This is a genomic window from Nostoc sp. WHI (genome assembly GCF_015714725.1).
Classification (GTDB): Bacteria; Cyanobacteriota; Cyanobacteriia; order Cyanobacteriales; family Nostocaceae; genus Nostoc.
The window spans coordinates 1-15,404 of record NZ_WBKM01000170.1; the positions used below are offsets into that span (position 1 = coordinate 1).

A 15,404-nucleotide genomic window follows, 5' to 3' on the forward strand; every position below is an offset into this window, starting at 1 on the left:
AACCTCACCCCGATAAAGCTGTGCTTTATCTCCCCTCTCCTTAGTAAGGAGAGGGGTTGGGGGTGAGGTTTTGATATGTACTTCATGCACCTGGAAACGGCTATAAATATTTTTATTTTATCACCCTCTCAACTCCGCAAATCTTTCTATACTAATAATCTAAATGTATTTACTAATAACTAAATTAATTTTAGCTGAGAATTCCCTTAAAATTTCTACTCCTGTCTGCCTTAGCTTTGTACTTTTATTGTAACTAGAGTAACTTGATAGGAATTTAGCTTTTGGTTTGTTAATCAAGCGATCGCTTATATAAACGTCTCCAAAATAGTAACATTCTGTCTTAAAAGAACATTAGAGAGCATCTCCTATTTGCCAATTACTTCCGGGGTGGATAGCGATCGCGATCTCTACACCTCAGACATCGCCTTTTCTTCCCTAATTTAGTACATTTATACTATAATAGATATATAGCGTTCATCAAGCCTGGTTAATTGTAAAACCGCTCTGTGACAGCCTTTTGGAAAGTGGATTCCAGGGTTAGTCTTATGCTTAAACACTACATTCTTAACCTTAGAGGAAAATTATTAGATGATGCAACTGAGTCATTATCCAGCTGCGATCGCCCAAGCTGCTCAACGGGCTAATGAAATAGACTCTCAGTTGATGGCAGTGCAGCACCAAATTAATCGATTTGAAGGCAATGCGGATCGTGTCGCCGCTTTTGAGATGGATTTGAAAAATGATGCTCAACGCAAGGCTCGTCGCTTTGAAGTGCTGCTTGTGAATCAGGAATATCAAAAGTCAATAGACACCCAAATTCGATTAACTTGCGATCAAGCAAATGCGATCGCCCATTTGGAATATATGCGTAACCAGTTTAGTGTAGCTAAATTGGAAGCAAGATTAGCGATCGCTCGACAACTCACTGATTTGGAATCCCGCGAATTAGTCGGTTTGTAATCATACCCATAAACCCCAAACTTGAGTCTGGGGTTATGCAAACAAAACTTGAAATTACAAATTAAGCAGGTAATGATAATCTGTTGCAGAGCAATTGAGCGATTTGCTGATTAATAGTTGCAACATTAAAACGCTTACTAGCAGTAGTTCTGGCATTATTCGCTATGGTTGCAGTTATTTCCGTCTCCTGAAGACAGGTAGTAATCACTTGTGCAAGTTCCTGGGGTTCTCCTGGTGTCACTAAAAAACCATTAAGTCCGTGTTCTACTAATTCCATTGCACCGCCAGCTTTTGCTGCAACCACAGGTTTTCCACATAGCATTGCCTCAACAATCACTCTACCAAAGGGTTCTGGGGAAGTGGAGGTATGTGTTACCAAGTCACAAGCTGTCATTAATTGGGGAATATCTGAACGAAATCCTAAAAATTTGACGCGGTTTTCTAGTCCCAATTTGGCAACTTGTTGGTGTAACTGTTCGACATAATCTTGTTCGCCAAATAGTGCATCACCGACTAAAATTGCTGTTACCTGGGGTGGACATTTAGAAAGGGCATCAATTAAAATGTGCTGCCCTTTCCAAGGTGCAAGTCGGCTAAAGTGTCCGACTACAAATTTTCCTTCCAATCCTAAATCTTGCTGCAATTTATTAATATCAGATTCGTCAGTTTGATAATTTTTTGGTTCAAAGCCGTTATAGACAACTTCGACAATATCTTTGCGTCCTCCTGCTTGCACAAAGGCTGTTTTACTAGCTTGGGAATTGGCAATTACTAATGATGCGAAACCATTAGCTAAGTTAACAGCAATACGAACATTAGTTTGGCTAAAATGTTCTTTGGAAAGAATATCATGTAAATGATATACCAAAGGGCGACGACTGAAAAAACTTGCTATTGCTCCTACAACTAATGCTTTTTGAGTGTTGGCGTAGATTAAATCATATTCACGCGCTTTTTTAACTACCTTAGTAATTAGAGGTGCAAGTTTTACCAAACTCTTTAATCCTTGTGCTAAAGTACTTTCTTTGCTAACTTGGATTGCTTGAGTTGCGAGAACTTCTACTGGGATATGATTTTGTTGTAGTAAATCTTTAAATGTTCCATCGGCAAATAAACCGACTAAAGCGTGATTGCAATACGGTTTAGCAATATCGATTAAACACAATTCTGCACCACCTGGTTTACCGCTTTGATCTAAGAACAAAATTCTCATGAAACCTCTGTTTTTTAAGTTAATTTAACTAACGCAGCACTCTTACTACAATACGCTTGGGTTAAGATCCCCCCGCCTGCGGCGACCCCCTTAAAAAGGGGGTAAAAGAAATAAGATATGAGCAAGCCTTTTTAAGGGGGGTTGGGGGGATCTCCGAACACTAAATATCACTAACCCAAGCGTATTGACCCTTAATATCGATTACATTTAGTTGTTTAAGCTAATAAAATATTCCGTACTTGCTGGGCGATTTGATTCCAGTCATAGTGTGTGGTGGCATACTGACGACAGGCTTCTCGTGAAGGTAAAGGGATATTTCCCAATAGCACTTGTTCTAATTTTTCAGCAATAGCTAATGCTTCTGTCGAAGTAGTAATTAAATCGGGTGAAAAATCTGATAAAATTTCTGGCATTCCCCCAACAGGAGTACATAAAACGGGAGTACCACAGGCTAAAGATTCAACTATTACTAATCCAAATCCTTCAAAAGATTGACTAGGCATAATAGTCAATTCAGCAGCTTGGTAAGCTATAGGTAATTGCTCATCAGGTAGAAAACCTAAAAACTTAACGTTGTCATCTAGTCCTAATTCTGTAGCCTGTTGTTGTAGTGCAGCTTGGATGTGTCCACAACCTGCGATCGCTAGCCAAACATCTGGTATTCTGGGTTTAATTATAGCTAATGCTTGCAATAATTTGTCAACCCCGGTTCGATGTACTAAACGGCGTGATGTAAATATGATCCGGCGATTATTTGGCCAACCTAGCTGTCTACGAGCTTCCTGGGGTGAGAAGTTTGGTTGAAACCAGTTAATATCAACTCCACCAGGAATAATATTAATTTTGCTCCACGGCACTTGATATTTTTGATGTAAAATTTTACCAAATGCTTTGCTCAAAACAATGAAGCGATCGCACCGATTATAAGTATTTTGTTCTATTAGCCAGTGTTTGATTAAAAGACTCAGGTTTTTATTAACCACTTCTTGCTGACTTTCAGAAGCCCAAGGGCCATGAAAGTTAAAAGTAACTGGTACACCCTTTGGCAAAATATCTAAAAGAGGAAAGCTATATAATGCAAAATGCAGATTAATAGCATCTGGTTTGCTTGTTCTTGTTTTCTGGAAATTAGTCCGAATCGACCATAATCTTTGCCAAATAGCACTATCAACAGAAGCCAAGTTAGTCAACTTAATCGGCGAATTTACTTCAGCCTCTGGTAAACCGACTCCGCACAATTCAACCTGATCTTGGTTTGCTGCTAATTTATGAGTTAATTCATAAATATACCTTTCTAATCCTCCAGGACTTTTGGGAAACCAGCCTAATCCAAGGGTGACAATAGATGCTGATCCTGAACCAAAACTTCTTTCTTTATTACCTTCCATTCATGTGTCTCCTATAAATCAATACGCTTGGGTTAAGGGCTACTGGTACAAAATTTTGGGTTTTTGAGACGCGATAAATCGCCGTCTATACAAATGTTTTGGTCTTATCTGAACTGTATTCTCCTATAAATGTATTAAAATTCTCCTAAATACGGTTCGGATAAGGTTTTTTGATGAAAATTCTAGATCGCAAAAACGTGATAAATCACCGTCACGACGAAAGATTGATTATTGTAGAGACGGCGATTTATCGCGTCTCTTGCCTCAACCGAACCGTATTGCAATTGCACCTACAGCGTGTTGTATCCCAATCTGAATTAATAGAATTCTCGAATACACATTACCAATAAGAGTTTTTTATAGAACACCAATTTATAAACTATTTATATGCCCACGTCAACAAGGAATTCAACCCTGTATTTTTATTAACTAGATAACACCGACTAGGACAGATATGATACCTACTAATCAAACAAGGTGAATGCTAGACAGGCAGAGAGATAAACCACTATAAATCAATAATTAGTAAAAAAAATTGTATTAGTTCTTACCATTTTTGTTCGTAAATAAGTAAACATTAATACATTAAATAATCTTTTTTAAGATATTAGCTGAAGTTTTAAATATTAATGTGATTTTTATAAAGTTTGTGTAAATAGTATTTTTTAATCTTAATTGTTTGTTATTAATATGTAATTTGATGCTGTAGACATAAATAGCTTGTATATTCTTCAATTAAAAATAGTTATTTTTTTGCGGATTTCATAAAAATTGATTGTATATAAATAATTAAAAGCTTAAAAACTATATGAAAAATAAACCAAAGACGCAGTTAGTAAAACTCTGTCAACAACTCAATCAGCACATCAAAAAACTATCTAAGATTAGATATTTGCAAAGAAGTAAAACCTTCAACTTTTTACTCAGTCTGACTGTTGGAATAATTGTTACTACCATTGGAATTACAACAGACTGGGCGACAACCGGAACACCCCCACTCACCTACAAAACATCGTGGATAGGTAATACTTTTGGCAGTGGGAATTTGCGTGTACAAAACAATATTGAAGCAATGTATGTTGCCTCTGATGGCACAGTTTATACCAATAGCCATTGGGATGAGGCGGGAACAGAGGCAGGAATATATAAGGATGGTAAGGTTATTGGGGCCCTTGGGGATACTCACGGCTGGAGTCGTGGAGGTGGCAAAGCTGTAACAGCAAATAGTAAATATATTTACATTGCCATGACTCAAGGAGCTATGAACAACACAAAAGAAGATTATCCACCAGAAGGAACAACTTGGCATTGCGTTAGACGCTATGATTTGTCGGGAAAACCTGCACCATTTCCTAGTGGGCGTGGCTGGGATAAAAGTATGTTGATTACCAGTACTAAAAGTGAAGTCACTGGATTAGCAACTGTAGAAAGCGAGTTGTATGTAAGTGATTTTGTTGCTAACCGTATTCGTGTCTATGATACTGATACGATGAAAGAAATCCGCAGCTTTGCCGTTGCAAATCCAGGAGCGATCGCAGTTGATCCACAAAAAAATCTGTGGATTATTCAAAGCAAAAATGGTACAAAGCCTGCCAAAATTGTACATTATTCCCCAAGTGGAAAGCAATTGCCCCAACAGATTGCAAATATCGTCGAACCAACTGCGATCGCTATTGATCATCAAGGTAAGCTGTTAGTGGCAGAAAATGGCCCACGTCAGCAAATGTTGATTTATGACATCAAAAGCAATCCGGTGCAGGTAGGGAGTTTCGGCTGTAAAGGTGGTATCTATGCAGGAGTTCCTGGTGAAGTAAAAGATTTGAAATTTTATGGACTTACCGGAGTTGGTACAGATGCTTCAGGTAATATCTATATAAATAGTAATGGTTTCAACAAATCAGGAACAGATTTGCGGAAATTTTCGCCATCGGGAAAACTAATGTGGCGATCGCTAGGATTAATATTCGTCGATAATGCAGATGCCGATCCCAAAACTGATGGTGTAGATTTATTCACCAAACAAGAACATTATCTGATGGATTACAGTAAGCCTGCTGGTAAGCAATGGACTTACAAAGACTACACCTTAAATACTTTCAAATATCCTCAAGATCCGCGTCTGCATACATCGCCAGATGGAACCTTTGTTCGCCGTATCCAAGGCAAACCCTTTTTGTTCCTCACAGATATGTATAGCAGCTTTCTGCAAATATATCGTTTCAATCCAGCCACAGACGGTAAAATTGCCATCCCAGCCGGAATGTTTGTTGCTACCAATGGCGATAAAAAATCAATCGCGGGAAATTGGCCACCGCAGCAACCAGAAAAAGGAGAGTGGATCTGGCGCGATCGCAACGGTAACGGTTCCTTTGAAAAAAACGAATATGATACCAGCAAAGATTATCCTCATCTCGGCGGCTGGTGGGTAGACAGCAAAGGAGATGTTTGGAAAGCTTTGCGAACACAAGATGGCATTGGCATCCGACACTATCCTTTACAGGGAATAGATGCCAAAGGCAACCCCATCTACAGCTATAGTTCGATGGAAAAGCAAACTACTCCCAGCATATTTAAAGACTTGCGGCGGATCGAATATTTCCCGCAAACAGATACCATGTATTTATCAGGTTTTACAGTAGATCACCCCGCATTTGGCGACGATACTGGAGTTGCTGGCTCTGAGATTGCCCGTTTTGACAATTGGAGTCAAGGAAATCGTACTCCTCGCTGGCGGGTTGTGATTCCCTACGACAGCACCGGCAAACGTGAAGTGTCTACGGCTGCAATGAGTGTGGCAAAAGATTATGTATTTGCCGTGACAGTTAAAACCGCAGAGGTATATGTTTACAATGCAACTACGGGAGTGCAAGTACAACAGTTAAAACCAGGCGCAGAAGTTGGAAGTGAAAGTGGCTGGATTGATATACCCTACGGTATCCGCGCTTTTGGGCGTTCAAATGGCGAGTATCTAGTATTTGTGGAAGAAAATTGGAAAGGAAAGGTGATTATGTATCGGCTAGCGAGATAAGCATTTCATTAACCAGTGTTGCATAAAATAGGGATGATTCTTGTGGGGTTGGCATCCTGCCATTGGTGTCAACTTAAGCCAAAATCCCTTTTATCCCTCGTTTCTAGCCTCTGGCTAGAAATGCTGCTCATCGCGGCTCTGCCGCAAGTCTTGAGGCGGCAGCCCTCCCGTTAGGCATTCCCAGTCGGAGACTGGGAACGAGACAATAAACTTAAAAAACTCACTGAAATAACCGCCAAATCTTAATCGTATTGTCTTCACTACCACTGACAAGGTTCTGGCCATCAGGACTGAAGGAGACAGATGTCACTGTGTTGGTATGTCCCGCCAATGTCAGAATTTCCTCTCCTGTGGCTAGATTCCACAGTTTGATGGTGCGATCGCGGCTACCACTAGCAAGAATTTTACCATCGGCACTGAAGGCTACGGATGTTACTGTGTTGACATGTCCCACCAGTGTACGAATTTCTTTTCCAGTAGCTAGATTCCAAAGTTTGATGGTGCGATTGCGGTTAGCACTGGCTAAAGTTTTACCATCTGGGCTAATAGCCACGGTTGTTACTGTTTGAGAATTTCCTTCTAGTGTGCGGATTGGATACCCCTTTGTCAGGTTCCAGATTTTGATGGTCTTGTCAAAACTACCACTAGCAAGAATCACAGCATTGGGGCTGATGGCGACTGACCGCACCCAGAATCTATGCCCTGTCAGTGTCCTAATTTCCTCTCCTGTTTTTAAATTCCAGATTTTGATGGTGTTGTCATCACTACCAGTAACCAGAGTCTCGCTATCAGCGCTGATGGCTAGGGCATGAACTGAGTCAGAATGCCCTGTAAGAGTACGAATTTGCTTTCGCGTTGTCAGATTCCAGATTTTGATAGTGTTGTCATCACTAGCACTAACCAGAATTTTGCCATCTGGGCTGATTACCACGACATTTACCAGATCAGAATGCCCTTTGAGTGTAGAGATTTCTTTTCCGGTTGCTAGATTCCAAAGCTTGATTGTGTGTAGGCGTAGCCCGTCGTATACATCGTCGCCACTGCTGACAATAGTCTTGCCATCGGGGCTAATGGCAATAGATAAAACCGAGTTTTCATGTCCTTGCAGGGTGTTAGCCAATGAAACCTTTCCCAAAGTAATCTTTGGCGGTTGACCTAAAACCGCGTCATTGTTGCCAGGACTATTGTACTGACTCAGCCTAGAGGACAAACTGGTTTGAATCCGGCGAAAATGTTTATACCACGATTCTCCAAATCCGAACAAGAGAATGAAAGCACTTACCAAGATTAAAGTTCTCAGTAAGGGATAACTTTTTGCTAAATATGGTGCTTTAGTTGGTGGTATTTTACCAGATGACTTTCCGGCTGGTGGCAGTGCCAGTAGTTGTTTTGGAGTCAAGTCTCTGAGAACTTCATCAACTGACTGGTAACGTTCTTGGATATCTTTTTTCAAAAGCTTGTCGATCACAAAATCCAATTCAGGATTTAATGGACTCCGCAAATATTCCCGCCAATTACTCACCCAAGCATACCCAGATTCCATCCATAATTCAAAGGGGGAACTTCCCGTTAGCAGATGAAAGCAGGTAGCCCCTAAACCGAACAAGTCACTGGCGGGGAAAGCTTTACCATCTCTAATTTGTTCTAAGGGAGAATAACCGTGTGAACCAATGGATGTGCCGTTTTTCTGCTGAACTTTTGCGGTAAATTGCTTTGAAGAGCCAAAATCAATCAGGTTTAATCGCCCATCACTTTTATTGCGGATAATATTTTCTGGCTTAATATCCCGATGAATGACTTTGCGATCGTGGATAAATTTGAGGATGGGGAGTAAATCTAGCAAAATAGATTCAATTTCCCTAGCACTATACGCCTTACGCTGTTGTAACTCCTTTAACAAATTCTCCCCATTGATAAACTGCTGCACTAAATATAGGCAGCCGTCTTGCTCAAAATAAGCTAGCAAAGCCGGAATTTGGGGATGTTCTCCGAGTTCTTGTAGTCGCTGCGCTTCTTCAGCAAACAACTCCATCGCCTTTTTTTGCGACCAAGTTCCTTGGAATTTCGGAGCTAATTGTTTAATGACACAGCGTTCATTGAGTTTATCTACGTCTTCTGATAGATAGGTTCTGCCAAATCCCCCCTCATCTGAAAGGACTCGGATGACACGGAAGCGATTTCTTAAAAGTGACACCAGTGGGGTGCTGCAACTTTGGCAAAACTTTTTTCCATTGGAATTCAGGGGATTTAGGCAATCGGGATTTAAGCAGCAGATCATGATCTGACAGGCGCGACTGCATGACAACTTAGGCTAAGTTTGCCCCGAATTTTCCCTTAAAATAATTGACTCTCGCTTACTTGTGGTAGAAAACCCTGTACTGGGGATTGGGGAATTACTTATATAGTTAGCGTTTGTAAATAGTAGTTAGTCTTCCTCATTTGTGGAAAACTACGAGAGCCATAGGATTAATTATTTTACCAATTATATAATAATCTGAATAGAAATTTTTTCTGAATTGCTAGCCCTAGTAATTTTGCTTGTATATTAGTAAGCGGCAATTGACTAAGCATTAACTGAAACTCTGATTGATTAACTATCACTGACTATCAAATGAAGTCAAAATGCTTACAAAATTTGTTTTAGATATTTGAAATCGCTCATTATGAATTGTTCATTTGATACTTTAAGTAAATATAGCAATCCGATTTTATTTTTGAACTTATCTGTGTAGGCAGGCAAGAGGCAAGAGGCAAGAGGCAAAGGGAAAGAATGCTCTTTGAATTGTACGGAGTTTTTTCAAAAATCAAATAGAGTCCTATAAGGCTTCAACTTAATTGTGTAACCTTGTTTCGTTGAGTTTTACTCGCCATTTGCGAATGGCACTAGCAGTTCTGGCGATAGGTGGCACATATACATCAGGAGTTTTGTTAGAATTTTCGTGTTGTGTAATACTTTTATTATTTAATTTTTGGGTAGTTAGACAGTTAGCTAAAGTAGGCAAGTAGCTTTCATTACCTAAAGCTTTCATCACTTCATCGGCAGTCTGAAATCGATCATTTAACGTAATTTTCACCATTTTTCCTAAAATCTGGGCGAAACTGTCGCTGACATGTATCTCTTTTCGCCAGCATATGTCACCAGTACTTGGATCGTAGTCAAATTCTAAAGGACTTTTACCAGTCAACATATAAATACAAGTTACACCCAGAGCATAAATATCACTGGCATAAACTGGACGTAGAGAAAACTGTTCTGGTGGTGCAAATCCCCTAGTCCCAATAAAATTGGTATTTGCAGCTTGGTCAACTAATTGCTCTTTCACTGCACCAAAATCAATCAGCACTACCCGCCCGTCATACTCACACCGCAATAAATTCTGGGGCTTAATATCCCGATGAATTACATGATGTTTATGAAGATACTGTAATACAGGTAATAATTCTTGCAAAAACTGTTTAACTGAGGTTTCACTTTTGGGGCCAGTTTGCCGTACTTCTCGTGCCAAAGTCAAACCCGGCACGTATTCTTGAATTAAAAAAAACTCCCCATTCGCCTGAAAGTAGTCTAATAGCATCGGAATTTGTGAATGACTACCGAGTTGACCCAAGGTTCTTGCTTCTTTTTCAAAGCGCGCACATGCTCTTTGCCAACTTTGAGGATTAGTCACTTTCGGACAAAGCTGTTTAATGACACACAGGGGATTTCCAGGTAATACGGCATTTTTGGCTAAAAACGTGATGCCAAAACCACCCCGACCCAAAATTTGCAATATTTGATAGCGATCGCGAAACAACTGCTTGGAACCACACATTTGACCAAGCTGAGTCTGTTGTGAAATACTCTCTTGAGAACTCGTTCTTTTCTGAGAAAAGCAATTCATCTGAGTATAAAATATCTACTATAAAATGTCTTTTATATTACAACACAGATTCATAACAAAACAGTAATATTACGGTATCTTTACCAAATCATTACTCCTCTCTAATTAAAAATTCAAAAAGTAAAAATAAATCTCCGTAAAAATATGTTTATTAGGTCGCAAAATATACTAAAAGCCCCGCTTCTATTCCTCTCTCACAGAGCTACGTGTTAAGATTAACCATTTCAAGGTGTGTCAATTTTCTGTGTTTTCTAGGCTAAAATCTGATTTTGTTGAGAATGAGGTCGATTATTGAGTTGACACTCCCCGCTTCTATTGAGACGGGGATTCTTGGTTCCCTGACTCGCCATTAGGCAGCAGGCTTGCGCCAACCGCCCAAGAGGGCAAATCTCCCCAAGCGTAGCTTCCGGTGTGCCCCACCGTAGTTAATCCTAATTTAAGAATATTGATGCTGGCGTTTACGTCCCTATCTTCTACATAGTTGCAGTGAGGACAAACATGAGTCCTTGTAGATAGAGACTTCTTAACCTTTTGACCACAGTTAGAACAATTTTGACTTGTATTGTGGGGAGGCACAGCAACCGTTACCTTCCCATATTTATGCCCAAAATATTCTAACCATTGACGAAAAGTTGACCAACCAGCGTCAGATATTGACTTAGCCAGATGTCGGTTCTTAACCATACCTTTCACATTTAAATCTTCATAGGCGACCAAATCGTTAGATTGGATGACGGAGTACGCCAATTTCTTGCAATACTCTTTTCGCTGCCTACTTACTCTTAAATGTTTACGGGCATACCTTTCTCGTGCTTTTTGGTAGTTGTTAGATTGTCGAATTTTGGCTTTTTTCCTTGCCGTGCTGAACTTCTTGGACTTTTTACGATTAGCTCGGTTTAAAGCCTTCTCAGATTTGCGGTAAAACTTAGGTGCAGGCTCTACATTACCTTTGCTGTCGGCAATGAAATACTTCAAACCTAAATCAATACCAACTACCTGGAGAGTCGGCTGTGTTTCAACTTTAATTTGAACATCAATGGCAAATTGGGTATAGTAACCATCAGCACGACGTACTAAACGGACACGCTTAATTTGCTTGATGTCGTAGTAATTAAGGTCGTAGGTTCCCTTTAACTTCAAAGTTCCAATGCCTTTCTTATCAGAGAAAGTAATCGCTTTACGATTAGTGGAAAGTTTGAACCCAGTAGTCTTATATTCAACTGAGCGACAATGTTTTTTAAACTTAGGAAACCCCTTTTTACCCTTGATTTTCTTTTTACAGTTGTCGTAAAATCGTGATATCGCAGACCATGCGCGTTCAGCAGCAGACTGTCTAGCCATTGAATTAAGTTCATCAGCAAAAGAAAAAACAGAGGCAAGTACAGCACAATATTTATTTAATGCATACTTGTCAATTTTATTGTCTTTGTTGTCCATCCAGTGACGTAAACACTTGTTCTGGATGAACTGACTAGTACGAATAGCATCGTCTATCGCCCTATACTGCTTGTCTTTTCCTTTGACTTTGAACTCGTAAATTATCATCGGTTCGACCCAACCAACTACATATTTATGCTATCATTCTTGGTATAAACTAAAAACCAAGTTAAAACAAAACTTCACTTGTGTTGAGCGGAGTCGAAACACGGAGTCCTAAAGGACTCAACTAGCTTTCATCAAGAGCCTAAAGTACGAAAAACGCAACTGCGTTGCTGTTTCTCAGTAGTTTTCAGCATTTTCCTTATAATCTGACTGCTTATTTTCACCTTTTCCTTGACACTCAAATAGATGTAGACCTAAGCGTTGGGAAAGTTCTTCACATACTTTTACCCCCCGCACGCTGTTACCACGCACATCTAGCAGGGGCGAAAAAACTCCAATGCCCATCTTATGAGGTACAACGGCGATAATCCCACCACAAATACCGCTTTTCGCCGGCAGACCAATTTTGTAAGCCCACTCACCTGCAAAGTTGTACATCCCACAGGTATACATAACACTCAGAATATCTTTGATGTAACGCTTATCCACCGCCTGTTTGTTTGTGATGGGGTTAACACCTTTGTTAGCTAGGGTAGCCGCCATCACTGCTAAGTCTTGGCAATTCACCATCACTGCACACTGTTGGAAATATAAATCTAGTGCTTCTTCAATGTTCCGGTCAATCATGCCAAAGTTGAGCATCAGATGCGCCATTGCGCGGTTGCGGTGTCCCGTACTGCGTTCTGAGGTAAAAGCTAAAATGTCAACGAATACATCGCGGCCAATATATCCCCGGAACATATCCAGCATTCGGTTGAGGCGTTCGGTTGGGCCGGAACCTTTAATTAAGCTAGTGGTTGCGATCGCTCCAGCATTTACCATTGGGTTATAAGGCCGCTTCGATTGCTCATCCAAAATAATCGCGTTGAATGCATCCCCCGTGGGTTCCACGCCAACCCTAGTCAAAACGTAATCCAGTCCATGATCTTCTAGAGCAAGTCCATAAGCAAACACCTTGGAAATTGACTGAATGGTAAAAAGTTGCTCGTAGTCTCCAACTTTGTAAACCTGACCATCTACTGTCACAATGCAAATGCTGAACAAATCCGGGTTTACCTTTGCCAATTCTGGAATGTAGTTTGCTACTGCACCCTCCCGCAGTGGCTTGTACTGGGAATGCAACTCGTTGAGAAAAGCTTTTAATAGCGATGGGTCTATTTCTAAATCTCCTTGATTTGCTTGGTTTGTCATGAGCCTGATTGCATTTGAAAAAATACCTACTATATATAGTAGGGGTGTACAGTTCCTCTACAACCAATTCATTTGTCGCAAAGATTTTTGAAAATAATATCTGGCTCGAAAAACTCATACTTGAGCAAATACTTACACCGAAAAATAGATCCTGTATTTTTTGATGCACATAAAGTATTTTTTACAAGCGATCGCCAAGTTTTCCTAATTTTTTGAGCATTAATCACAAAAAATATTAGCTTGAGTATCTCCCTTTTTTTTATACTCAGCAATACTGTTATTGCAAGTTACATATATCACTAGTTTATGTCTAGTCAGCAACGATACAAGTCACGGTGAATTTAGCTAGGAAAAACTTGAAAAAAAGATTGTAACCTCAACTTAATTTACATAATAATTTGATGTGCAACACCCATGACAACTTATTCATAGAAAAATCTAAACATTTTATTAAATAACTAATTTTGAGTATTTCTGCCGATGTAATTTAATAAAACTTATATTAAACACTGACAAAAAATCGTCAAATTAATGTTGTCTACAATACACTGTTAGTTGCGAACCTTTAGAACCTACGTGAACAAGGTATCGTCGATTTGGCATCCAATAAGCGGAAAGTTTTTTTAAGAAATTTTTGACTTGCCGAAAAAAAACGTTACACAGCCAAGAACCCCATTTGAGAAAGGTTTCGCCCTTGAAATTGGAATTTTAATTTGATCAAGCTGCCGAGAACTACGCTAAAACCCTGATCCCCATGCCAAAAGGTTCATGCTAGTGTGTTGCAGTTATGAATAACAAATTGAAAGCGGAATGAGTTCGAGTTTTCCGGGAGGGAAATCACTCTCAATTGGTGAAAAATCCCACAAATCATAAAACTTAATTTCTACAGTCGCTTTAAAATTGGACGCATGAATCAAAGACATTTTTGGACTATTGTCACCCTGTTTGTGACTGTTTTGGGGATACCCACAGTCGGTTGCACTCAAACCACCAAGGGAAATGTGCTAGCTTCTCAAAAATCACTTGCCCCTGATGTGGTGAAAGTGGGAGAGTACCAATCAACAGCAGGGAAACAAACCTTGGATGCTGTGATTACAGAAATTCATCCTCACAACATTAGAGGACGTAAGGCGGCAACCCTTTTTATCCGAAAAATACCTGTTCTCACCTTTTTGAGTTCTGTAACAGATACGAGTCTTACAACTAAAAAAGTTGGTGCAATTGGAAATTCTGGGGGCATACAATCGTATGCCCTTATTGCTAACAACTCACCAAAGGCGGTGAGTGCTGGAAATGTAACGGGTACAAATAACCAGATTAGCTCTGTTAACAATGACCCGATTCAGATAGCTGGTGTGATAGCAGCTAAAATCAACCAGTTGAACCGGGAAAATTTGGACGGGAGTCAGATTACCGTAAGTTGGAAAGCTGGGGGCGGATCTACAGTTGCTAATCAAACGCAAAACAAAAGTGTCCCTGTCCAACAAAATGGCGATCGCTATACAATCAAAGTTAATGGCGAAGAATTGGTAGAGATCAATGAAGGTGCGCGATTATCAGATACTACCAACAATCTGGCGCAAGATGCATTGCAAGCAACCAATCGCCTACGGAGGCTACTAGGTAACGCATCTCCCTTAAAAGAAATTGCTAATTTACCTGTGCGTCTGCCAGTAGCAATGCCAAAGCAGGCTCAACAGATTGCCGTCGGAGTAGTGCAAACCACCTTGAGAGGTATAGCTTCTTTTTACGGCTATGACTTTTCTGGTAATCGTACTGCTAGCGGTCAGAGATTCAACCCAGAAGGCATGACTGCCGCTCATCGCAGCTTACCCTTTGGTACAAAAGTCCGTGTAACCAACACCCGCAATGGTCGTTCTGTAGTACTGCGAATTAATGACCGAGGCCCATTCATTCGGGGTCGAATCATTGACGTGTCTACTGGCGCGGCTCGGGTTTTGGGAATGATGGGCAGTGGCGTAGCACCAGTACATGTTGAAGTCTTAGGGAAATAGGGAATAGGGAATAGGGAGTAGGGATTAGGGAAGAAAGTTAATTACTTACTCTCCACTCCCCAATACGTTTCGGTTAAGAATTTCTTGGTTGGGGCAGGCTTTTCTTGAGAGAAGAATTAGTGAACAATAACTCTTGTCCCTCAAGATCCTCCCCTGCATCCCCTGCTTATCCGAACCCCATTCCCC

The 15,404-nt window shown here is 40.3% G+C and carries 10 protein-coding genes; 4 read left to right on the top strand and 6 right to left on the bottom strand.

The features are described from left to right. Positions 1 to 588 precede the first annotated feature (588 nt). Positions 589 to 960, top strand: coding sequence for a hypothetical protein (locus tag F8S12_RS17775; protein WP_196517460.1), 372 nt, complete (start codon positions 589 to 591; stop codon positions 958 to 960). A 61-nt stretch (positions 961 to 1,021) separates the two neighbouring features. On the opposite strand, the gene F8S12_RS17780 is transcribed toward F8S12_RS17775, so the two are convergent. Both F8S12_RS17780 and F8S12_RS17785 read right to left on the bottom strand, forming a co-directional pair. Further along, positions 1,022 to 2,173: a glycosyltransferase family 4 protein gene (locus F8S12_RS17780; RefSeq protein WP_196517461.1), complete on the bottom strand. Its 1,152-nt coding sequence runs from the start codon at positions 2,171 to 2,173 to the stop codon at positions 1,022 to 1,024. A 215-nt stretch (positions 2,174 to 2,388) separates the two neighbouring features. Next, positions 2,389 to 3,561, bottom strand: a complete 1,173-nt coding sequence (locus F8S12_RS17785; RefSeq protein ID WP_196517462.1) for a glycosyltransferase family 4 protein — start codon at positions 3,559 to 3,561, stop codon at positions 2,389 to 2,391. Between the two features lie 173 nt (positions 3,562 to 3,734). Here F8S12_RS17785 and F8S12_RS17790 point away from each other — a divergent pair, with 173 nt between their 5' ends. Both F8S12_RS17790 and F8S12_RS17795 read left to right on the top strand, forming a co-directional pair. Continuing rightward, complete coding sequence (locus F8S12_RS17790; RefSeq protein WP_196517463.1) at positions 3,735 to 3,911, top strand: hypothetical protein; 177 nt, start codon at positions 3,735 to 3,737, stop codon at positions 3,909 to 3,911. A 458-nt stretch (positions 3,912 to 4,369) separates the two neighbouring features. Beyond that, positions 4,370 to 6,589: a hypothetical protein gene (locus tag F8S12_RS17795; protein WP_196517464.1), complete on the top strand. Its 2,220-nt coding sequence runs from the start codon at positions 4,370 to 4,372 to the stop codon at positions 6,587 to 6,589. A gap of 220 nt (positions 6,590 to 6,809) precedes the next feature. Here the strand turns inward: F8S12_RS17795 and F8S12_RS17800 are convergent, their stop codons facing one another. The 4 genes from F8S12_RS17800 to glsA all read right to left on the bottom strand — a co-directional run bounded on the left by F8S12_RS17800 (position 6,810) and on the right by glsA (position 13,203). After that, on the bottom strand, positions 6,810 to 8,867 hold the full coding sequence (locus F8S12_RS17800; protein WP_196517465.1) for a serine/threonine-protein kinase: 2,058 nt from the start codon (positions 8,865 to 8,867) through the stop codon (positions 6,810 to 6,812). Between the two features lie 553 nt (positions 8,868 to 9,420). Next, complete coding sequence (locus tag F8S12_RS17805) at positions 9,421 to 10,470, bottom strand: serine/threonine-protein kinase (RefSeq protein ID WP_196517466.1); 1,050 nt, start codon at positions 10,468 to 10,470, stop codon at positions 9,421 to 9,423. A 312-nt stretch (positions 10,471 to 10,782) separates the two neighbouring features. Continuing rightward, positions 10,783 to 12,015: an RNA-guided endonuclease InsQ/TnpB family protein gene (locus F8S12_RS17810; protein ID WP_196517467.1), complete on the bottom strand. Its 1,233-nt coding sequence runs from the start codon at positions 12,013 to 12,015 to the stop codon at positions 10,783 to 10,785. A gap of 174 nt (positions 12,016 to 12,189) precedes the next feature. Continuing rightward, positions 12,190 to 13,203 carry a glutaminase A gene (gene glsA / locus F8S12_RS17815; protein ID WP_196517468.1) on the bottom strand — a complete coding sequence of 338 codons (1,014 nt, stop codon included), beginning with the start codon at positions 13,201 to 13,203 and terminating at the stop codon, positions 12,190 to 12,192. A 908-nt stretch (positions 13,204 to 14,111) separates the two neighbouring features. Here glsA and F8S12_RS17820 point away from each other — a divergent pair. Next, a complete protein-coding gene (locus tag F8S12_RS17820) occupies positions 14,112 to 15,218 on the top strand; it encodes a septal ring lytic transglycosylase RlpA family protein (protein ID WP_196517469.1) in 1,107 nt (368 codons plus the stop codon). Positions 15,219 to 15,404 lie beyond the last annotated feature (186 nt).

Coding starts and splice junctions, on each gene's coding strand:
- F8S12_RS17820 (WP_196517469.1), top strand. CDS start 14,112: ATGAATCAAAGACATTTTTGGACTATTGTCACCCTGTTTGTGACTGTT.
- glsA (WP_196517468.1), bottom strand. CDS start 13,203: ATGACAAACCAAGCAAATCAAGGAGATTTAGAAATAGACCCATCGCTA.
- F8S12_RS17785 (WP_196517462.1), bottom strand. CDS start 3,561: ATGGAAGGTAATAAAGAAAGAAGTTTTGGTTCAGGATCAGCATCTATT.
- F8S12_RS17795 (WP_196517464.1), top strand. CDS start 4,370: ATGAAAAATAAACCAAAGACGCAGTTAGTAAAACTCTGTCAACAACTC.
- F8S12_RS17775 (WP_196517460.1), top strand. CDS start 589: ATGATGCAACTGAGTCATTATCCAGCTGCGATCGCCCAAGCTGCTCAA.
- F8S12_RS17810 (WP_196517467.1), bottom strand. CDS start 12,015: ATGATAATTTACGAGTTCAAAGTCAAAGGAAAAGACAAGCAGTATAGG.
- F8S12_RS17790 (WP_196517463.1), top strand. CDS start 3,735: ATGAAAATTCTAGATCGCAAAAACGTGATAAATCACCGTCACGACGAA.
- F8S12_RS17800 (WP_196517465.1), bottom strand. CDS start 8,867: ATGATCTGCTGCTTAAATCCCGATTGCCTAAATCCCCTGAATTCCAAT.
- F8S12_RS17780 (WP_196517461.1), bottom strand. CDS start 2,173: ATGAGAATTTTGTTCTTAGATCAAAGCGGTAAACCAGGTGGTGCAGAA.
- F8S12_RS17805 (WP_196517466.1), bottom strand. CDS start 10,470: ATGAATTGCTTTTCTCAGAAAAGAACGAGTTCTCAAGAGAGTATTTCA.